This is a genomic window from Paenibacillus sp. FSL F4-0097 (genome assembly GCF_038593125.1).
Taxonomy (GTDB): domain Bacteria; phylum Bacillota; class Bacilli; order Paenibacillales; family Paenibacillaceae; genus Paenibacillus_AQ; species Paenibacillus_AQ odorifer.
In genome coordinates, this window is the sequence record NZ_CP151965.1 from 2088046 (window position 1) to 2109825 (window position 21780).

Below are 21780 nucleotides of genomic sequence, written 5' to 3' on the forward strand. Positions count from 1 at the left end.
GCTTTTCTTGTGAAAAAGGAGAGCAGTATATTTACGAATCAGACTTTTTACCCGATAGTTAAGATAAAGGGTTAATCACGATAAACCTGACAAAGAGAGCAGGAACCCCTTACCGATAAGAACGAAAGGGATTATTAAATTGAAGATAATGAAGCTATTGGTACTAGGTCTTATCTCGGGGACAATTGTGACATGCGGCAACGTGAGTTATAGAGTTCATGCTGAAACGACAACGTACGAGAATACAGGGACATATGAAGAAGTGGAAGAGGACGGTGAGGAGGATCCGGCATCTTCACTGTTCACTGACATTCAAGGTCACTGGTCTGAACCTTGGGTGCGCTGGGCGTTAGGCAACCAATTGATGGTTGGTTATGATGATGGGAGCTTTCGACCGGATCAGCCGATTACGGAAGCGGAATTTTTGAAATTATTTTATCTTTCTTTCGGCTATCCAAAGGCTACTAGCATAGGCGAAGAATGGACAGCAGCACCGTATAGAATGGCTAAGTGGTGGAATCATCCAGTTACTGGACTACAATATCCAGTGGCAAGATCGACTCCAATCACCAGAATGGCCGCCGCAAGGTTAGTTGTATCTGGTCTAGGGATGAATTACAACGACACGGATTCCGTCGTTTATTTGCTGGGTAACTCTCTACTTCCACTTCCCGGGGAGCCAACTTTAGTCGGTTTTAAAGGAAATCTCCCGCTTACAAGAGCAGAGGCTATACAATGGATGAGAATGCTCAAGCTTAAGGGAATATATACTGTAAATTCTCGTCCAGAAGAACGATCGGATCGGAGTCTATTACCGTCATTACCGGAACAGGGTACAGGCTTGAAGGACTTTATAGCGGCTCCGGTAACTGATAGTGATTTCGGAATAGCGGATAGTGGACGTAATCTTTTTATTGATTTTGGGAGTTCAAGAATGTTAGTAGAGGAACATTACGGGGATTCAACAGGTCAAGATGTATTCAATAATGAAATGTATAAAGAAGTATCTGTACATTATGATACCGAAGGTCGGCTGAACGCTTGGAAAATAGATAAAGATAATGAGCGCATTGATCCAATCCACATAGGTACATTGAACAATATTCGACCTGGGGTAAGTACATTGGAAGATGTGCTAAAGGCATACGGTACATACGTTGCAGTGGATAACGAATACGGGATTATAGTGAGTTACTGGTTTGAGAACAAGGGTGGAGTGTATGAGCCCCGATTGTCACCTTTTGAAATGGATAATCTGGAGGGTGGGTTCTATATAGGCTTCATTATTGACAAACAATCTCTGAAAGTTCAAACCATACTCATATCTACAGCTCAGCAGGCAATGAATCCTACGGATATATAGGAATTGTACTGGAACCTTATTCATTCTTTAAAATGTGACGGCATGTCTTTCTGAGGCAGCCGTCTTTTCTTTTATAATTTTTTTACCTCATAAGCTAACATTCTGAGAACTTTATCGTTATACATACGAAGGGAGGTGCAGGATGAAGCCCGGGCAGCTACATCAGATACTTCAACCTAAAATGTTAGAAATTCAAAAATACCTGATTCGTCTCGGGGCACCTGCAGCCGACGCTGAAGATATCGTACAGGATACGGTGTATAAGGCTCTTTTGTATATTGATTCCATTGATGAGAACAAATTCAGTGCATGGTTATATAAAGTAGCGATCAACCGCTACTATGATCTGTGCCGCCGCCGCAAGCGGATAGTCATTCCTATTGACTATGTAGATGTGCCGGATATGGAATTGCCAGAGGATCATGTGCTGTTAAAAGAGAAACGAGAAGACATCGAAAGAGTGTTGGATGAGCTTCTACCGCTCCATAAACAACTAATTATTATGAAATATGAGCTGGAGCTGTCCTATCAGGAGATAGCTGAGCTTCTGGGAATTACGACAGATACAGTGAAATCGGCATTGTTTCGTGCCCGCAAGCAATTTCAAAAAAAGTATAGAGGTGATGCGGAATGACAGCTCCATGGGAACAAAAGGATGATCAGAACCTTTCAAAAGTAATTAAGAAGGCAAAACGAAAAACAATGATTCGAAATACGATCATTTCTCTAGTGGTGACGGTTATAGTATTATTCGGCGGGATGCTGGGCAACGCCCATCTGACAAGCTGGTTGGCAATGCGTGGTCTGGATGAAGAGAGGATCATGATGAAAATAAGCAGTCCTAACCTTCAGGAGTTGAGAACTGAGCTTGATTTAGGGTTTCTATCGGGTAAAGTCGAACTGAGTACTTACAAAGTTGTTGAGGGTGTACCCATCGTATGGGATACAAAAAAACTGTATTTCGATATGGGCAGCCGTTTTTCTCTGCTTAATAGGGGGTACTCTAGTATAAATGTTCCTGACCCGGTAATGACACAGCAAAATTATGAATACTACCGAGGATATAACAGTCAAAATGCTCAGCGGGAAATGATGTTTTATGTGCCTGGAGTGAATTATAACGAAAAAGTGCTGAATGACCTGCCTGCACTCGAACAAATGGAACCTGGTAAGCTCGTAGAAATGGCAGTTTCTTTTGATAAAGGCTACACTCAGGCAGAGGTAGAGAAGATGCTGCCGGCGGGTTTGACACAGACATGGTATTGGGTGGATACGTATGACGATAAAAGGAACCTTGAGTTTATTAGGAATGACAGCGGTCCGAATAAATATGCCTTACCGGAATCAGCTAGACAAGTATATGGCTACGGTGGGGAATGGGAAGGGTTATTTAAACCGAAACCAGAGGATTTTTTACAATCCCTAGCCTATGGGCTTCAGATGAAGGGCAAGCATTACGGAGAGTTTGAGCGAATCTCGAATTACTTGAAAAAGGATAAAGCGGCGCCGGATGCCAGTGATGTACAGCTATTGGGAGCTGTTGTTACAGGAACTGCGAAAGAGCTGCAAAGCCTCAAAGGAAAACCCTATGTAAATACGGCAGTTCTCGGCGCGATTGTGGATAAATACTAGATCCGTATAGTGAAAATGCTGGAAGGGTTGTTCTACAGGTGGATTTTCTACGAAAAGAGACGACCTCTCCTTCATTTTCAAAAATGCAAGGGTCAAAAGAGCAGCGATTCATCCTCCTATTGGATCTTCGCTGCTCTGCGTTTTTGATTATCCGCGATCTGCTTCAGTAGTAGATTGAAGGCAAGGCATAGCCTGCTGACCTCAAACGGCAATTTGTGTATGACTTGACGCAGAAATCGCTGGTATCTCCGGTTGTTTTCAGTTAACCAAATACGCATTCCGACTCTATAATTGGGGAATTTTTCCCTATAATTCTTAGATATTTGGTCATCTAACTTATAATTAGGGAAAACCTCCCTGTAATTTACCTGATTTGGTGAAAAAGAAAGGAATCAACCCGATTTTTAGGGAGAAATTCCCTCATTATGCTCTTTTTTAGCGAATATCGGCTATTTTTAGGGAGTTTTTCCCCAATTACACTAAAGCGCACATCACACATCGCACACCGCGGCGCATCACACACAGCACACAGCACACAGCACACCGCACACCGCACACAGCACACAGCACACAGCACACCGCACACCGCACACAGCACACCGCACACCGCACACAGCACACAGCACACCGCACACCGCACACCGCACACCGCACACCGCACACCGCACACCGCACACCGCACACAGCACACCGCACACCGCACACCGCACACCGCACACCGCACACCGCACACCGCACACCGCACACCGCACACAGCACACCGCACACCGCACACCGCACACAGCACACCGCACACCGCACACCGCACACCGCACACCGCACACCGCACACCGCACACCGCACACCGCACACCGCACACCGCACACCGCACACCGCACACCGCACACCGCACACCGCACACCGCACACCGCACACCGCACACCGCACACCGCACACCGCACACCGCACACCGCACACCGCACACCGCACACCGCACACCGCACACCGCACGCCGCACATATCCCATGGGTTAAAGTAAGAATCCATTGTATAGCCAATTTATAAAAAAGAAGCTACCCTATAAGTAGAATTCTCTACTTTTTGGACAGCTTCTTTTTTCATCAGTCACAATCTGCTCAAGCTAAGTCCATTTCGCGGACCACAGCTTCATTTCCTTCAAAATTTGATGTAAATCCTCACCTTTGGGAGTAAGCGAATATTCTACCGTAACAGGAACAGTCGGAAATACGTGACGCTCAAGCACACCATGCTCCTCCAGATGGCGCAACGTAGTGGTCAGTGCGCGGGGAGACACGTTAGTGATTTTTCGTTGCAGTGCCCCAAAACGCTGCGTGCCGTCGAATAGCTCTCTGAGGACAAGAAAGGCCCATTTTCCACCTAATACTTCAAGTGTTTTTTCAACATTACATTCAATAGTAACAGGGGTTTTGGGGATATAATTATTAGTAGATTTAGCTGTCTTCAAGGTATCTCCTCCTGTTTGTGAAGCTACTATACTCTAGTATAGTAACTACACTAGAGATCATATAATAAACTAATTTTCACTTCTTTCTATTATATACAAACTATTCTAGAATGAATATGAGTGCTAAGCAACCTGCCAAAATCAAACACGGAACTATGGAGAGGAGCAGTTATTATGAAATATCGCAGATTAGGTGGAACCGGTTTAAAAGTCAGTGAGATTAGTTTGGGAAGCTGGCTGACATACGGAGGCTATGTGGAAAGAGATAATGCTGTTAATGCCATTGAAACCGCTTACGACTTAGGCGTGAATTTTTTTGATACTGCAAATGTTTATGAAAAAGGTGCTGCCGAGAAAGTACTAGGTGAGACTTTACGTAACTACTCTCGTGAGTCCTATGTATTAGCTACTAAAGTATACGGGGAAATGGGCTCGGGACCTAACGACCGTGGACTATCCCGCAAACATATTACGGAACAGTGTCATGCTAGCTTGAAACGTCTCGGAGTAGAATACGTGGATATTATGTATTGCCACCGTTTTGATCCGGAAACTCCAATTGAAGAAACCTTACGTGCGCTGGATGATCTGGTTCGGCAAGGCAAGGTATATTATGTCGGTGTTAGTGAGTGGACGGCGGCGCAAATGACCGATGCGTTAGCTGTAGCAGACCGCTATTTGCTAGATCATATTGTTGTTAATCAGCCGATTTATAATATGTTTAACCGTTATATTGAGAAAGAGATTATTCCGCTCGGTGAGCGCCGTGGGATTGGACAGGTGGTATTTTCTCCACTGGCTCAAGGGCTGTTAACTGGAAAGTATAACACGGACATCCCTGAGGATAGCCGTGCTGCTAAGCTGGATCGATTAAAAGATTCGATTACAGAAGAAAAGATTGAAAAAGTCCGCCAATTGAGTGGGATCGCCACGGAACTGAATATTTCTGTTGGGAATTTGGCTTTGGCTTGGATTTTGCGTCAACCTAATGTAGCTAGTGCACTGGTGGGTGCCAGCCGTCCGCAGCAGGTCGAAGAGAATGTTAAGGCTTCGGGTATGGAGCTTTCGGAAGAGATTTTGAAGCAGATTGAGGAGATTCTGGAGTAGTTGTTAGCTTCATAAAAAAGGAGACACGCTCATGGCGAAAGTAGTTGTTACAGGCGGCAGTGGGATGTTGGGCAGATGGGTGGTCCGGCATTTTGTAGAGCAAGGGTATGAGGTTGTGAATGTAGATACGCAAAAATCCGCAGATTCTTTGTGCCCAACGATGATTGCTGATTTGAATAATTTGGGTGAAGTATATGGTGTACTTGCTGGCGCTGATGCAGTTGTACATTTGGCTGCGATCCCAGCTGCAAATATAAAGACGAGTGAGGTCACCTTTCAAAATAATGTAGTATCTACCTATAACATTTTGGAGGCTGCAGCGGGTCTCGGGATTCGAAAAGCAGTGATTGCTTCCAGTGAATCCTCCTACGGAATCTGTTTTGCGGTTAATCCTTTGGGGCCGAAGTATGTGCCTATGGATGAGGAGCATCCACAGTTGCCTGAAGACAGCTACGGTCTGTCTAAGGTTGTGAATGAGCAAACCGCTGAGATGTTCTATCGCAGAAAGGGTATACAGGTCGTTTCCCTAAGAATCGGAAATGTTATTGATCCATCGGCGTATGAACGTTTCCCTTCCTTCATTCATGATCCAGCGCAGCGCGATCGGATTCTATGGAGTTATATTGATACACGGGATGTAGCAACAGCTTGCCAATTGGCAATCGAAACGGATGGATTGGGCGCGGTTGCTCTTAATATATGTGCAGATGAGACCAGCATGGCTGTTCCTAGCAGAGAGCTAATGGCCGCACGTTATCCAGAGGTGACGGATTTCCGCCAGCCGCTGGAGGGTCACGAGTCGCTACTCAGTAATGAGAAGGCCAAAAAGCTGCTGAATTGGCAGCCGAAGCACGTATGGCGAGATTATGTTAACCAGTAAATAACGAGCCGGATTCACTATAAGGAGCGTGCAAAATGAAGGTCTTATTTATTGGAGGTACGGGATTAATTAGTCAGGCTGTATCCCCGTTGGCTGTAGCTCAAGGAATCGAGCTGTATTTGTTCAACAGAGGACAGCGGGATGAATTCGTTCCAGAAGGTGCAAAAGTAATTAAAGGAGACATTCGTAATCCGGCAGAAGCCGCATTAGTATTACGAGATTACGAATTTGACGTAGTGGTAGACTGGATTGCTTTTACACCGGAACATGTGCAGGCAGACATTGACCTGTTCACTGGTAAAACGACGCAGTACATTTTCATCAGCTCAGCCTCTGCTTATCAGAAGCCGCAGCGTAATTATGTAATTACAGAAGAGACACCGCTGGAGAACCCTTATTGGGAGTATTCGAGGAATAAAATTGCGTGTGAGCAGCTGTTGATGGAAGCTTACAAGGCGAACGGATTCCCGGTTACGATTGTTCGTCCTTCCCATACCTATGGAAATACAGCCATCCCTGCGGCACTTACGAGTGGCCAGCATCCTTGGTCACTGATCGATCGTATCCGCCGCGGCTTACCTTTAGTCATACATGGAGATGGAACCTCTTTGTGGACACTGACGCATAATTCGGATTTTGCCAAAGGTTTCGTTGGATTGCTTGGACATCCGGAAGCGATAGGTGAGGCCATTCATATAACTTCCGACGAGGTATTAAATTGGAATCAGATTTACGCGGCCATCGGACAAGCGGCAGGTGTGGAACCTAAAGTTGTGCATATCTCCACAGACTTTATCGCAGCCTTTTCCCCTCCAGGGACAGCGGATGGCTTGATCGGTGATCAAGCGGTAAGCAGTGTTTTTGATAATAGCAAAATCAAACGTTTCGTGCCTGACTTCCAGGCTACTGTGCCTTTCTCCAAAGGGATCAAGCAGTCGGTTGCTTGGTTCGAGGCACATCCTGAGCAATGTACAGTCGATGCGGAATGGTCTGCGTTACTTGATAAGTTGATCGAGAGACATGGAATTGAGGCCAAACCTCTTTCATTCTACGCATAAGGTTTATACAGTTATATTTAAAGACGGTCTGTTCCTAAGGGAGCAGCCGTTTTTTTGGGTTTGTCTCGTTCAATGTAAGGTTATGGAATGAATCAGCAAATCATGAATATACTCTCACTACCTAAAATTCCGTTGAAAAAGGAGTCCTGGCCATGCCAACCCATCCCTTTGTCTCGCGTTTTTTCGTAAATTCAGATGCACGTCGTGAGAAGTTGATTTATGATCTGCCGGAATCATGGTGGAGCCGTCCCTTTGAATATGAGTGGTGTATTAACTTTATTTCTCCGCATGGTGTTGTGCTGGATGCCGCCTGTGGGATTCCTCATCCCTTGAAGTTTTATTTGGCAGGGGTTTGTGCAGAGGTCTATGCCTGCGATAAGGACAGTAGGGTTATTTACCCGAAAGCTATCCAAGAATGTATTGAGAATGAGATTGGGGAAAAAGCGGCGAAGCAGGTTATCGCTAGAAGAACAAACAACCTGCATTTCGCTCAAGCTAATCTGACGGATCTGCCTTATGAGGATGAGAGCTTTGACACTGTCTTTTGCATATCAGTATTAGAGCATTTGAGCTTTGAGGATACAGTGGGTACTTTACGGGAATTTCACCGGACGTTGAACGAAGAAGGATTATTGGTATTGACATTTGATTACCCGACGGTAAATCTGAGTCTTATGAATGACCTGCTGCTGCAAACTGGATTTCAGTATTGGGGGGAGACGGATTTTGAGTTGCCTGCGGATGCTGTGCATACGGATGCGTGGGGCGGATTAAATTGCTTCAGAGCCGTTCTGAAAAAAGCAAAGGAATAACAGGTCTTTCTACTCTTAATTTAGTAACCTCTTTCCAGTATGCTAGGATCATAGCTAATAAAAAGATGAGAGGAGGCTGTGTTTTTTGAGATTAGGATCGAAGGTTTTGCGTAGAATAGCACTTATTACACTTATGTTATCACTAATAGTTCCTGTGACATCTGCTTCCAGTGCAGCTTCACTATCTTCAGATCCTATAAAGCTTGCTTTTGCGGGTGATATCCTTTTGGATGGTTTTGTTGGCGATCAGATTGCTAAATATGGGGTGAACTTTCCGTTTGTAAAGGTCGCATCTACGCTGCAAAAGGCTGACATCGCCTTCGCCAATCTGGAGACGCCTGTGTCTATCCGAGGGAAAGCGGCAGAGAAAACCTTTGCCTTCAGATCCAAACCAGCAACGTTAGGTGGCTTAACCTATGCCGGGATTGATGGAGTGTCCTTGGCGAATAATCATATTTTGGATTATGGAAAAGACGCTATGCTCGACACGCTGATCCATTTGGATCGAAACAAGATTGGCCATACAGGAGCTGGCAAAGACGAAGATGAAGCGTTCAAGCCTTATACTAAGACGGTAAAAGGGAAAAAGATCGCCATCCTTGGCGTTAGCCGTGTGCTTTCAAATCCTTCGTGGTATGCCGGCAAAAACAAACCGGGAGCCGCTTCAGCTTACACCTCGCAGCCTATGCTTAGCGCCATTCAGAAGATGTCCAAGGAGAATGATTACACGATCGTATATATTCACTGGAATGAAGAGTTTAAGGATTTCCCTGAAAAGTACGCACGCACACTAGCTAAACAGATGATTGATAGCGGGGCGGATTTAATTCTTGGCGCACACAGTCACTGCCTTATGGGCATCGAATACTATAAGCACAAGCCCATTTATTATTCACTTGGGAATTTTGTGTTTAATCGCTCCACACGTGGTGGGGAAAAAACACTTAATTCTATGCTATTGAACGTTGAGATTAAGGACTCCAAGATGACCAGCAAAATTACCCCTGTCAAAATCATTGGCGGACAGCCTAATTTTATGGATGATTCCTACAATAGGAAAACGATTAAGCTCATGAACACCCTATCTTTTAATGCCAACATAGATGCTAACGGCAGGGTCACGGAGAAGGCGCTTTAATTAATACAAACTCTGATTAACTATTCACGGATTGCGCTCGATCTCGTTGGAATGCGAAATGTGTGGAGTACTTATGGAGTCCGTATGGAGTACGAATGGAGTATGTATGGAGTCCGTATGGAGTACGTATGGAGTCCGTATGGAGTACGAATGGAGTACGTATGGTGTACGTAGGATGTGGCGTATGGAATACCTATGGAGTGCCTATAAAGTATCACCGTTGTGTTTGTGAAATAACTGCATTCTATACACCTATTTTATATGTAAAACGGACCATTCTGCTTTTAAGTGTATTCTATGCAACTAAAAACTAGAGAATCGACCTTGAGGGCAATAAATCAACAAAATAGTTGTACGAAATACAGCTATATCCATCGGTCGAGGTAACGTCAAGAAGTTTGTGTAATTATCTTTAAGGGTTGTAGGATATCCATTGGGACAATGGATATGAATGGTTTTCAAAGGGACAGGGGGATCCCCCTGCGAAAAATTACTTTCAGAACCAATTAGTTTCGCCGTTGGTTTCTTCTTAGTTCTCCTGAGCTGGAGGATACTTTTCTGCGAATTTTTGGGTTAACGCAGCTTTCGTCTGGGCATCTCCAAACCCACGCAGGACACGCTGGCTCCATCTCTCGTTGTATCCAATGGCCTCCAGATAGACAATCTTTTCGGCGGCATCCATGTTAGTCAAGCTGTTCATCGGTCGAAGCCGTTTGCGGATTTCTTTGTTCGTTCGCTCGATTGGGTTGGATGTATAAATCGCGTACCAGATCAGGGGTGGGTAGTCGTAAAACCGTAACAATACGTCGAGCTGCTCCTCCCAAGACTTCACTTCCTTCGGGTAGAGCTTGCCCCATTTCTTTTGCACCACATCGAAGTTGGCTAAGGCCACATCCTTATCTGGCGCGGTATAAAGCATCTTGAAATCGGCGACAACTTCAGTCTTATCGGTATCCCGAATTTTGGGCAATGTATTCCGCATTTTGTGGGTCACGCAGCGCTGAACATCGGCTTTGGGGTAGGTTTCCTTAAAGGCTTCCTCTAGCCCGGCCAGCCCGTCAAAAACGCCCAGCAGTACCTCATGCGCACCCCTGCGGTGCAAGTCTTGCAGCACTTCCCGCCAGCCATAGGCGCTCTCCTTGCCCCCAATACTGAAGCTGAGGATTTCCCGGTGGCCTTCTTCGTCGATCCCCATAGCGATATAGACGACCTCGCTGGCTACGCTTTGGCGCTTGAGCTTGACATACATGCCGTCCAGATAGATCACGGAATAGCGTTTGGCGAGCGGACGAGCCTGCCAGGCGACCACATCTTCCAGCACCGTGCTGGTGATGTTGCTCACGGTGGTCGGGGAGTAAGAGGTTCCAAACATTTTCTCGATAAACGAGGCAATATCTCGGGTACTCATGCCCCCTTTGTACATATGGATGATGGTATCTTCGAGCCAGGCTTCCCGGCGCTGGTAAGGCTCAAAGAGGTCCGTCTGGAACTGGCTCTGCCGATCCCGAGGGACTTGTAAATCCGGGATGAGGCCGTGACGCGTTTCCCACGTCCGGCTGTAATATCCGTTGCGTGTATTCGGCTCCTCCGGATGTTCGACCGCCAGGTAATTTTTGATTTCTTCGCGGAGCATGAGCTCTATCTTTTCTTTCAGAAAGCTTTGGAGACTATTTTCGAGTAGATCACTGAACGGGTTTTGTTGTATACTGGTCATTGAGTAGGGCTCCTTTTCTTGGTGACTTCGCAATCCCAAGGATACCCTACTTTTTTGTCGTTTACTAGACTCCAAGGTCCTTACACATACTATTTTACGCCATCTCGGTCGAGCGAGTTGCAGAGTTATAGTTGTACAAAATACAGTTAAACTACTAATTAGTATTGGAACGTCTGCATAAAAAGCTGACCGTAGCAGTATGCAGAGAGTATTGGAACGTCTGTATAAAAAGCTGACTGAAGCAGTATGAAGAGAGTATTTATGGAGTCCGTATGGAGTGCCCATGAAGTATCACCGTTGTGTTTGTGAAATAACTGCATTCTATACACCTATTTTATATGTAAAACGGACCATTTTGCTTTTAAGTGTATTCTATGCAACTAAAAACTAGAAAATCGGCCTAGAGGGCATTAAATCAAGAGAATAGTTGTACGAAATACAGCTATATCCATCGGTCGAGCGAGTTGCAGAGTTATAGTTGTACAAAATACAGTTAAACTACTAGTTAGTATTGGAACGTCTGCATCAAAAGCTGACCGCAGCAGTATGCAGAGTATTGGAGCGTCTGCATCAAAAGCTGACTGCAGCAGTATGTAGAGTATTGGAACGTTTGCAAAAAGGGGGAGATCCATATGGATCTCCCCCTTTTTATGCAGAAGCTAAGTTTGGAATTAGATAATCAGCCCTTCACCGCCCCCGCAACAACACCCTTAACGATATACTTTTGCAAGAAGATGAATACCACGATCGATGGCAGCACCGCCATGACCATAGCTGTCATCGCATATTGCCAATCTGAGGTATATTGGCCCACGAAGGTGTAGGCAGCCAGTGTCAGCGTTTTGGTATCTGGGGAGCCGTTGACCATGAGCAGCGGGAGCAGGAAGTCATTCCAGATCCACATTACGTCGATAATGACAATGGTTGTTGTGACTGATTTCAGGAGTGGGAAGATGACACTGAAGAACAGGCGGAAGCCGGATGCTCCATCAATCGTGGCACTCTCATCAATTTCAACCGGAATACCCTTGACGAATCCATGGTAGATAAACACTGCGAGTGGAGCACCGAAACCCCAATATAACAACCCAAGTCCCCAAGTACTCTCAGAGAGATTTAAAGTCTTAGCCGTTTGCAGAACGGTCAGCATGATCGATTGGAACGGAATCAGCATCGGCATAATGCAGAGGAAATAAATCACCCCGCTCAGTCTGGATTTCGTCCGTGCCAGCTTGTAGGCTGCTATGGATGAAATGAACACAATACCCAGAAGACCTACACCGGTAATGACAAAGTTGTTCAGGAACAGCTTCGGATAGTTGATAAACTTCCACACGTAGGAATAGTTGCCGAAGACCAGATGTTTCGGCAGGGCGATGACATCCGTCATGACTTCGCTAAAGCTTTTTAACGAGTTGATAATCGTCAGAAATAGCGGATATAGAAACAGAAGAGAGAGGATGACCATAACAACCTCTAGAATAATTCGGCCTGCTTTGCGGTTTGTATTCATTATGCCTCAACCTCTCTTCGTTTGAAGAATGCTAACTGGAGAATGGTTACCACCAAGACGGCTAGGAACAGGATAAGCGCTTTCGCTGTACCGTATCCATACAGATTGTTCTGGAAGGTATCCCGGTAGATATCGTAAGCGATACTGTAGGTAGTTCCGCCAGGTCCACCCCCGGTTAATGACAAGATGACATCGAACACCTTGATCGAATTGGTCAGTGCCATGAACACAGAAATCGTAATGGATGGAGCGAGCAGTGGCAGTGTAATACTGAAGAATTTTCTCATGGGCCCAGCGCCGTCAACTGTGGCTGCTTCTTTGAGATCCTCAGGTACAGATTGCAGACCAGCAATATAAATGACCAGATAAAAACCAATCGACTGCCAGATGGAGACGGCCAGTATGGAGACGAAAGCAAGTCCCGGCGTCCCTAGCCAGCTTAGACCAAATATGGACCAGCCTGTACTTTCTCCGAGTGAGTTGAAACCTTGCATAAAAATAAATTTCCAGATAAAACCGACAATGACAAGACTGAGGATATAAGGAATAAAGAAAGCGGCTCTCAGCCAAGGTGTGCTCTTCAGCTTCATGTCCAGAACCAGTGCGAGCAGAATGGCCAGCACGTTAACGAGAACGATGTACAGAATCGCATACTTTATGGTGAACCAGGCTGAATTGGCGAAGTTGGTGTCGCCCATAAAGATTTGTTTGAAATTATCAAGTCCGACAAACTTAGGGTGTTTCGAAATTCCGTTCCATTTGGTCATCGAATAGCGGATAGTCATGGCAAACGGAATGTAGAATGCTACAGCGATACAGATTAGGACTGGGAGAGTGAATAATCCGAATTCTGTTTTCTCGCGCCATCTTTTGCCGAGTGATTTTAACATGGATGCACCTCTTCTTGATTTGTTGGGTGGTAATATCGACTAGGCTTGCCACACATAACCATTCCGGTTAGTCTATATTGTGTATTATAGAGCAGTGCCCTATACTCAAAAATGGATTTAAGAGTACAGTTAGGGGTAAAAAGGTGAACTGAAATATTTATAATTAAGCTTGTAAATCGTGGGGGAGGTTGCCGGTCATTATTAAAAAATGGATCATAAAGCGGTTTGAACCCGTGATGGAGCTTGTCTCACGCAGGTTGGCGAACAAGCTTATTTTGCTGTTTACAATCATCATTGTTTTGGTGGTGACCTCACTGACGTTCATTTCATACGGCATGCTGCGAAAAGAATCGGTGGATAACAGCATCGCCAGTACGAGCAACAATCTGTTGCTTGTCGGCCGGAATCTGGAGAGTTATTTGGACGGCATCGAGCAATTATCCCTGCCGCAAATATCGTATGACGAGATCACCTATGCGATTTTGCATGAATCGGAGGATTATGCCTCGAAGATGTATGTGGAGGACTACTTGAAGAACCTGTACTTCTCCCGCAATGATCTGGAAGCTATCTACCTGTATGTGATCAAGGAGCACAAGTATTATTATGTCACCAAAGAGAACTACAATATTACCGTGCGGGTCGCCGAGCATCCGTCGATTGAGAATCTTTCCTGGTATAAAAAAGCGCTGGCCAGCCCGTTTAACCGTTCTTACCAGTCTTTTGTAAAAAACCAATCCTCGATGATCAATAGCTCCGACTACCCTATAAATAAGGATAAAAGCTTCATGGGCTACCATCGATTGCTGCGCTCCATAGTTTCCAGGGAGCCGCAGGCGGTGCTCTCCCTTTATTTCAACTCCTCGGTTACGGACGAGATTATGAAGGATATTCCCTTCAGTAAAGGGCAGCACCTAATGTACGTCAGTCCCGATAATGAACCTTTTGTGGTGGATGACCCCGGGTTTTATCAACAGAGCGAACAAGAGGGACTGCTTAAGGAGCTGACACCAGCCTCAGGAGGACGCGTGACGTGGTCGGATAAAGAAGAGAAGTATCTAGTGATTTATGACATCAGCAAAAAAGAAGGCTGGAAGCTGATTAAGCCGATTCCCTACAAAGAAATTTATGAAGCGGCCACGACAACACGCAAATTGAACTATTTCATAGGACTGTTATTTTTAATCGTTTCGGTCATCTTGGTCAGCTTTATTTCGAACAAAATAACGAACCCGCTAAAGAATCTGTCGCTGCAGATGAAGCGGTTCAGTACAGGCAGCTTTGACGCTGAAGCACAGGTTGAAGGAAAGGATGAAATTGCCTATCTGTCTCGCCACTTCAATAAGATGGTGGAAAAGACGAATGAGCTGATCAATGAACGGTACAAAATGAAAATTGTCGAGAAAAATGCTGTACTCAAAGCACTGGAAGCTGAGATCAATCCGCATTTCTTATATAATGCCCTGCAAGCCATTTCCACCAAGGCGCTGAAAAACAACAATGATGATATTGTCGATATGGTCGATAATCTTGCTATGACGTTGAGATACTGCATTAGCGGTAAAGATGTGGTCCATGCCAGAGAGGAATTAAAGCATATTGAACGTTATTTGGCACTGCAGAAGGCTCGTTTTGGAAACAGAATGCAGGTGGCCTACCAGTGGGAAGATCCTTTGCTGGAGCTGGAGATTCCGAAGCTGTCCATTCAGACCTTGGTAGAAAATTGCATCAAGCATGCGCTGGAAAAAGTATCCACAACGATCACAATTACCATGGAAGCGCATGTGACGCCTAGCCATACTGTTATTTCAGTGACGGATGATGGACCGGGGTTTAGCGGGGAGCGGCTGGAGCAAGTGAGAAATTCTCTTCAAATCCAGTGGGAGGATCAGGGCGGAGAAAACGCTGCCGAAAGTGACACGGAAAGCATTGGACTGAAAAATTTGAACACGCGGCTGAAGCTTTTGTATGGTGAGGCTGCGGGTTTGGCCATTACCAGTGATGCTGGCGGAACAAAGATGGACATGCGGTTACCGCGGGGAGGGATTAACCATGTATAAAGTACTGATTATAGATGATGAGGAACCGTTGCGTGAGGCGATCAACATCCTGGGAGACTGGAAAGGACTAGGTGTCGATCAGGTACTGGAGGCTACGGATGGAAATATGGGCCTAGACATGCTGCGTGAGCAAAAGATCGACCTTGTATTGGTTGACATGAAGATGCCGGAGCTGAACGGAAGTGAGCTGCTGCAGATCGTGGAGAAGGAGTTCCCGGAACTGCTGACGATTGTAATCAGCGGCTACAATGATTTTGAATATACCCGCCAGGCTATCCGTTCTAAGGTAGTTGATTATTTGCTGAAGCCGGTCAACCGGGCGGATTTGAATGCGGCCTTGCGTAAAGCTATAGATGTGCTGGAGGCCAAACGCAAGAAAGAAAGTGAGTTCATCAACAGGAACATTACGCTCAACATGTCTCTGCCGAAGCTAAAGGAGAAAATCTATCTGTCGATCATTGAGCGCAGCTTCAAAAATCAGTCCAACGAGGCTTTTCTGCCGTTGATCGGCGCGGATACGGCCGGAAACTATTTTGCTGCGGGTGTACTGCGGGTGCTCAATTTGGAACAAGTGCGTCGTAATCGCTTCCATGAGGACCGGGATTTGCTGCATTTTGCCGTCACGAATGTGATTAATGAGAATAGCGATGAGCATTTTCAGGCCTTCAGCTTCGCCAGTCATAAGGGAGAACGCGAGTTCATCGCCATCTTCACGATGAAAGGCGGCTATGAGGAGGACGCAACTTTCCGCTCTTTACATCATATGAAGAAGTTAGTCTCGACGCTGAAGGAGCTATTCGGAATTGTTGTTGCCGGAGGAATTGGACAGCCCTATGGTGACATCATGGCGCTTGCTCAATCCTATGAGACTGCCAAAGCCTCTCTCGACGGGATTGACCTCCTGACGCTGAAGGGAGCGATTGTCACAAATAGCAGCAACGATACTTCCCAGGGGAAAGATAATCCCTCCTTGACGGGACGTATGCCCTTGATTCGCAACGCACTGGAGAGCGGGAACATCAATCATGCCAAAAGTATTTTAAGCGAATTCACAAAGAAATGGGAGGCTTCCGGACGTTTTAATCTGGGCGAGGCTGACCGGCAGATAGAGGAATTTATTATTTTACTGAACGATATTGCGACGGAGCTGGATGCGGTCCCCGAACGTATTCGCGGCGGTAAAGATAAAGGATTGCGTGGGCTAGGCATCGGGAGCGATTTTGCTTCCTTTGGCGAATTTGAGCGGGTACTGAGCGGAATTCTAGATTGCTATGGCAATGAAATCAGCAAAAGCCTTGCTGGCAATCGCCCCAGCGTACTGGAAAATATTAAAGCATACATTGATAATCACTATTTTGAGAATATTAAAATATCGATGTTCACGGATAAATATTTCCTGAGCAGAGAATACTTGATGAAACTTTTTAAAGGGCAATATGGTTATGGCATACATGAGTATGTACAAAAGGTAAGAATGGATAAGGCAAAGGAGCTGCTATCCACCCCCGATTTGAAAATCCAAGACATTTCCGAGATGTTGGGGTACAAGGACAAAAATTATTTCAGCAAGGCGTTCCGGAATTATTATGACTGTTCACCTTCTGAATATCGGGTTCTCCTATTGAACGGGGAGTAGTGAAGCGGTTACATGAACACACTTTTTTACCCTAATAAGTTCACTTATGTACATTCTTATCCTTTTTCTTTTTCTTTAGAATTGTCTCAAGACCACTAGATGCATGAGGAAAAGGGGGCAACATCATGTTAAAAAGATTTATGGCTTTATCTGCGAGTCTGCTGCTCGTCGGCGGATTACTGGCGGGTTGCGGCGGAAACAACAATGCCGCTGACAATAGCGGAACAGGGAATACTCCAGCCACAGATTCTGGCAAGCCGGTCACGATTAATATGTTCACCGCATCACCCGAGTACACTGATGCTTTTAACGCTTATATTGCCGAGTACAAGAAAGTTAAACCGAATGTGACGATTAATCTGGAGATTATGCAGGCTGACTACAATACGGTGCTCAAATCGAAGATTGCTGCGGGAAGTACACCTGACGTATTCCAGACCACAGCGGGCGGAGATATTGATACTTTTGCGGAGTATAGTGCTGACCTAACTAATGAGCCACTGGCTGCGGCGATGACCGATGCAGTGCGTTCTAACATGAGTTCTTCGGACGGTAAAGTGCTCGGTCTTCCGGTAAAAGGAAATCTATTCGTCCTGATGTACAATAAGAAACTGTTGGCTGATGCTGGGATTACAGAAGTTCCTAAGACAACAGCCCAAATGGACGATGCGATTACTAAGCTTGAAGCTAAAGGCATTACTCCTTTTGCCAACGCCTATAAAGAGTGGTGGGTATGGAAACATATCTTCCAACATTTCGTAGATGCGGCAGCCCAAGATGCGGGTACGGATGCTAAGACACTAGTAAATGATTTTATTGCCGGAAAAACCACGATCAAGGATCACCCGGTGCTGTACAATAACTTCTTCAGCTTCGTTGATACTACTGTTAAACATGGCACAGACAAACCGCTTGAACGGGACAGCAATGCTGAAGTCAGCGACTTTGCATCCGGCAAAACAGCGTTCATGACGGGTAAAGGCGCATGGGATGAAGAAGCCATTAAGAAAATCACACCTGACTTCGACCTGGGCATTATGGGTTACCCAGTCAGCGACAAGGCTGAACAGTCCCAGATCATTACGGGTGCGGATCAGGCCCTGCGTATCAATAAGGATTCTGCTGTAGCTGGTGAGACTATTGAGTTCTTCAACTGGCTGTATACTTCTGAATACGGTAAGAACTGGTTCTCTACAGTAGCAAAGGTTATTCCTCCAATTAAGGATGCTCCAATGCCTGACCTGCAAATGCCAAAAGAAATGGAAGAAATCCTCAAAACAGAGAAATCCGGCGACCTGTCCGTGAACTACTCTCTGGATACCTTCCACCAAAAATTTGGTGAGCTCATGCAGGCTTACATCGGCGGCAGCAAAACTAAGGATCAAGCCATCGATGAAATTCAAAAAGCTTGGATTCAATTCGGATCGGCAGAATAACTAGGTTCAGATCAGGGGGCGGGCTCCAAGGTAAGATTCACTTACTGGAGAACCGTCCCTTTTTTATATGTTATATAATCATAAGAAGATACTGAGATAAAGTCAGGAGGTACATTATTATGAATAGCAAAATGATTGAAATCATTGAAAATGGACTATATCTTACGATTGAAGTTACGGAAGATCAGGATGTTCGGCTTTTGCATTTTGGAGCGGCACCTTTGGAAGCAGCCATAGCGGATAAGAACAAGCAAGGCTTCCGGCTGCTGGAGCTGCAATTATCGGGTGAAGACCGCGCCGAATATCACGGGCGCACACACCGAGCATCCTATCCGGGTCTTCGGATGGTATATGCGGGGCACAGCGATACAGTGAATGCGCTCGGACGTAAACTGGAGCTTAGCTTGGTTGATCCGATTACGGAAATCCAGGCAGTACAGCATTTTCAGTTCTACAAGGGCGTGCAAATCGTTCGAAGCTGGACAGTGCTAAAGAATGCTGGAGAAGCTGAGGTGGCAGTGGAATACATCTCCTCCTTTGCTCTTACAGGTGTAGACAAAGAGGGGAGCGGGGAGCGCAATGATAAGATTGAAGTAACCCTTGCCCACAGCGGATGGCAGAGTGAACTTCAGTGGCGGACCTACCGCCTGCCTGAGCTTGGGATGTATCATTTGGCAGACCGTGGCTCCAAACGAATTGCCGCAAGCAATACAGGCTCTTGGTCAGCAGCGGAGCTTCTACCGATGGCGGTTTTGCATAATAAGGAGAGCGGGACAAGCTTGTTCTGGCAGATTGAGCATAACGGCTCTTGGCATTGGGAGCTGACGGATCAATACGATCAGCTTACACTGCTGGTCAGCGGACCTACAGAACATGACAACCATTGGTGGCTGAACCTAGCTCCCGGTGAAGAGTTTACTTCGGTGCCAGCAGCTGTAGGTGCTGTGCAGGGAGGATTTCAGGGCGCGGCAGAACAGCTTACGGTATATCGCCGGATGATCCGCAGACCTAATGAGGATAATGAGCTGCTGCGGATTATTTTTAATGACTATATGAATTGCCTATGGGGAAGCCCAACGACTGAGAAACTACTGCCTTTAATTGATGCTGCCGCAGAAGTAGGTTGTGAATATTTCTGTATTGATGCTGGCTGGTATGCACCCGGAGAGTGGTGGGATGGCGTAGGCCAGTGGGAGCCTTCCAGCGATCGGTTTCCGGAAGGGATTAAATATGTGCTCGACTATATCCGCAGCAAAGGGATGATTCCCGGACTATGGCTTGAGCTGGAGGTTATGGGCATCAACAGCCCGAAGCTTGCGGAGACTGATGACAGCTGGTTTTTCATGCGGCATGGTAAAAGGGTTAAGGACCGTAGCCGCTATCAGCTAGATTACCGCAACCCGAAAGTCATTGATCATGCAAACGGTGTTATTGCGCGTCTGGTTAAGCAGTACGGTGTAGGATACATTAAAATGGATTACAACATCAATGCAGGCATTGGGACAGAAACGGATGCGGACAGCTTCGGAGATGGGTTGCTACAGCATAACCGCGCTTATCTGGCTTGGTTGGACAGCATCTTTGTTCGTTATCCGAACCTTGTCATCGAGAACTGTTCCAGCGGGGGAATGCGCATGGATTATGCGATGCTCAGCCGACACAGCATCCAGTCTACTAGCGACCAGGAGGATTATGTACAGTATGCGGCCATTGCCGCAGGTTCTCCGGCAGCACTGACACCGGAGCAGTCCGCAGTTTGGTCTTATCCGCTGCGCGAGGGTGACGATGAGGAAGTCATCTTCAATATGGTTAATGCGCTGTTGCTTCGTGTACACCAGAGCGGTCATTTGGCGGAGCTTGAACCTCACCGCAGAAGTCTAGTTAAAGAAGCGCTGGATTATTACAAAACCATTCGCAGTGATATCCCACACGCCACACCTTTCTGGCCGCTCGGCCTGCCTGACAGTGAGGGCGAATGGGTCAGCCTTGGCCTGCGGCGCGGCGAACGACGGTATGTTGCAGTATGGCGGATTGCCGGAGAAGCTGCAAATGTCCAATTGCCGATAGAAGAGCTGAAGGGATTTGAACCAGTGATCGCCTGTGCCTATCCTCAGCAGCATAGTTCAACTTGGAATTGGGATCAATCGGCAGGGGTTTTGACGGTGGCACTCCCACCAGGAAAAACAGCGAGATTGTTTGAGATTACTTCGTAAAGCTTGCGGCGGGCCTGCTCCCCTTCAGTCTGCTGTTGGGGAGCGGCCGCTGTACTTGCTAGGGAAATAGTTTTTTTCACTGCCTTTCTAATTCGGTCAGGTTTGGCTTAGCTGCTGAAAGTATGTTTAGAAAAGGTAGTACAATGATTGTTTCGAATTCATTATTTTGAGCGTTAGTAACTAGATGACCTCCGTATTTTTCGGTGACACTTTGAATATTTGTTAAGCCGAATCCGTGAAAAGCGGGATTCTCTTTAAAATTATGCTGCACTATAGTGCTAGAATTGTTCCGTGAGTTGGTGACTTGGATAAACAATGAAGTATCGGTAGTGAAAATTAGCAGCTGAATAAATCTATCTTCTTTTTTTGGAACTCTTGCAGCGGCGTTTAGAGCATTATCCAGCACATTCCCGATCACGGTACATAAGTCAAACCGATCAATATCAATAGCTTCGGCGTGTATATGAATATCATACTTAATAGCAATTTTGTGTTCACAAGCAATATTTAGCGCGTTGCCAATTAAAGAATCAATTACCAAATTACCTGTTGATAGTTTGAGAGAAGGCTGATGAATTTGACCGAGCATTGAATTGATATGATGGATAGATTCCTGAATCTCATTGTTCTGAATACAATTCCGGACATATACCAAATGCTTGTTCGTATCATGGATAACTTGTTTGATGCTTGTAAGGGAATGTGTGGTTTTTTCATAGCTGATGTGTTGATAATCCATCTGTTTATGTAATTGCAGATTTTCTTTAGTCAGTTTGGTGTTTTCATTAATTTTACCGAATAAAAGGATGGTTTCTCTGATTAGCAGAATAAGCAACATCATGATGACCATTGATAGATAAAGA

The 21780-nt window shown here is 45.7% G+C and carries 18 protein-coding genes; 13 read left to right on the plus strand and 5 right to left on the minus strand.

The features are described 5' to 3' along the window. Positions 1-148 precede the first annotated feature (148 nt). The 3 genes from MHH86_RS09260 (at position 149) to MHH86_RS09270 (ending at position 2995) form a co-directional block, all read left to right on the plus strand. Positions 149-1363 (plus strand): S-layer homology domain-containing protein, encoded by a 1215-nt coding sequence (locus tag MHH86_RS09260; protein ID WP_143758644.1) that lies wholly within the window; start codon positions 149-151, stop codon positions 1361-1363. Positions 1364-1505: 142 nt separating this feature from the next. After that, the gene (locus tag MHH86_RS09265) at positions 1506-1997 is read left to right on the plus strand and encodes an RNA polymerase sigma factor (protein WP_076100003.1); all 492 of its coding nucleotides are present in this window, start codon (positions 1506-1508) and stop codon (positions 1995-1997) included. Next, complete coding sequence (locus MHH86_RS09270; RefSeq protein WP_076100002.1) at positions 1994-2995, plus strand: anti sigma factor C-terminal domain-containing protein; 1002 nt, start codon at positions 1994-1996, stop codon at positions 2993-2995. The genes MHH86_RS09265 and MHH86_RS09270 overlap by 4 nt, the downstream gene beginning before the upstream one ends. A 1120-nt stretch (positions 2996-4115) precedes the next feature. On the opposite strand, the gene MHH86_RS09275 is transcribed toward MHH86_RS09270, so the two are convergent. Next, positions 4116-4460 carry a helix-turn-helix domain-containing protein gene (locus tag MHH86_RS09275; protein ID WP_036684053.1) on the minus strand — a complete coding sequence of 115 codons (345 nt, stop codon included), beginning with the start codon at positions 4458-4460 and terminating at the stop codon, positions 4116-4118. A 174-nt stretch (positions 4461-4634) separates the two neighbouring features. Between MHH86_RS09275 and MHH86_RS09280 the strand changes: the two genes are divergently transcribed. From MHH86_RS09280 to MHH86_RS09300, 5 genes are all read left to right on the plus strand, one after another. Beyond that, a complete protein-coding gene (locus tag MHH86_RS09280) occupies positions 4635-5567 on the plus strand; it encodes an aldo/keto reductase family protein (RefSeq protein ID WP_036684051.1) in 933 nt (310 codons plus the stop codon). A gap of 31 nt (positions 5568-5598) precedes the next feature. Continuing rightward, positions 5599-6447, plus strand: a complete 849-nt coding sequence (locus MHH86_RS09285) for an NAD(P)-dependent oxidoreductase (RefSeq protein ID WP_036684049.1) — start codon at positions 5599-5601, stop codon at positions 6445-6447. Between the two features lie 35 nt (positions 6448-6482). Further along, positions 6483-7505 (plus strand): SDR family oxidoreductase, encoded by a 1023-nt coding sequence (locus tag MHH86_RS09290; protein ID WP_076100000.1) that lies wholly within the window; start codon positions 6483-6485, stop codon positions 7503-7505. Between the two features lie 152 nt (positions 7506-7657). Next, the gene (locus MHH86_RS09295; protein WP_036684047.1) at positions 7658-8317 is read left to right on the plus strand and encodes a class I SAM-dependent methyltransferase; all 660 of its coding nucleotides are present in this window, start codon (positions 7658-7660) and stop codon (positions 8315-8317) included. An 85-nt stretch (positions 8318-8402) separates the two neighbouring features. After that, positions 8403-9455 (plus strand): CapA family protein, encoded by a 1053-nt coding sequence (locus MHH86_RS09300; protein ID WP_256717423.1) that lies wholly within the window; start codon positions 8403-8405, stop codon positions 9453-9455. 529 nt (positions 9456-9984) lie between these two features. Here MHH86_RS09300 and MHH86_RS09305 read toward each other — a convergent pair. Next, positions 9985-11169 carry an IS256 family transposase gene (locus tag MHH86_RS09305; protein ID WP_342479677.1) on the minus strand — a complete coding sequence of 395 codons (1185 nt, stop codon included), beginning with the start codon at positions 11167-11169 and terminating at the stop codon, positions 9985-9987. A gap of 511 nt (positions 11170-11680) precedes the next feature. Here MHH86_RS09305 and MHH86_RS09310 point away from each other — a divergent pair. Further along, positions 11681-11848 carry a hypothetical protein gene (locus MHH86_RS09310; protein ID WP_342479689.1) on the plus strand — a complete coding sequence of 56 codons (168 nt, stop codon included), beginning with the start codon at positions 11681-11683 and terminating at the stop codon, positions 11846-11848. Here the strand turns inward: MHH86_RS09310 and MHH86_RS09315 are convergent, their stop codons facing one another. Together MHH86_RS09315 and MHH86_RS09320 are read right to left on the minus strand one after the other, a co-directional pair. Next, positions 11849-12682 carry a carbohydrate ABC transporter permease gene (locus MHH86_RS09315; protein ID WP_036684045.1) on the minus strand — a complete coding sequence of 278 codons (834 nt, stop codon included), beginning with the start codon at positions 12680-12682 and terminating at the stop codon, positions 11849-11851. Next, positions 12682-13572: a sugar ABC transporter permease gene (locus tag MHH86_RS09320; RefSeq protein WP_036684044.1), complete on the minus strand. Its 891-nt coding sequence runs from the start codon at positions 13570-13572 to the stop codon at positions 12682-12684. The genes MHH86_RS09315 and MHH86_RS09320 overlap by 1 nt, the downstream gene beginning before the upstream one ends. A 236-nt stretch (positions 13573-13808) precedes the next feature. Between MHH86_RS09320 and MHH86_RS09325 the strand changes: the two genes are divergently transcribed. The 4 genes from MHH86_RS09325 to MHH86_RS09340 all read left to right on the plus strand — a co-directional run bounded on the left by MHH86_RS09325 (position 13809) and on the right by MHH86_RS09340 (position 20917). Beyond that, positions 13809-15632 carry a histidine kinase gene (locus tag MHH86_RS09325; RefSeq protein WP_076316797.1) on the plus strand — a complete coding sequence of 608 codons (1824 nt, stop codon included), beginning with the start codon at positions 13809-13811 and terminating at the stop codon, positions 15630-15632. Continuing rightward, on the plus strand, positions 15625-17268 hold the full coding sequence (locus MHH86_RS09330) for a response regulator (RefSeq protein ID WP_076316741.1): 1644 nt from the start codon (positions 15625-15627) through the stop codon (positions 17266-17268). The genes MHH86_RS09325 and MHH86_RS09330 overlap by 8 nt, the downstream gene beginning before the upstream one ends. A gap of 125 nt (positions 17269-17393) precedes the next feature. Then, positions 17394-18704 carry an extracellular solute-binding protein gene (locus MHH86_RS09335; RefSeq protein ID WP_076316742.1) on the plus strand — a complete coding sequence of 437 codons (1311 nt, stop codon included), beginning with the start codon at positions 17394-17396 and terminating at the stop codon, positions 18702-18704. A 119-nt stretch (positions 18705-18823) separates the two neighbouring features. Next, complete coding sequence (locus tag MHH86_RS09340) at positions 18824-20917, plus strand: glycoside hydrolase family 36 protein (RefSeq protein ID WP_076316743.1); 2094 nt, start codon at positions 18824-18826, stop codon at positions 20915-20917. 76 nt (positions 20918-20993) lie between these two features. On the opposite strand, the gene MHH86_RS09345 is transcribed toward MHH86_RS09340, so the two are convergent. Then, the gene (locus MHH86_RS09345) at positions 20994-21758 is read right to left on the minus strand and encodes a GHKL domain-containing protein (protein WP_169744752.1); all 765 of its coding nucleotides are present in this window, start codon (positions 21756-21758) and stop codon (positions 20994-20996) included. Positions 21759-21780 lie beyond the last annotated feature (22 nt).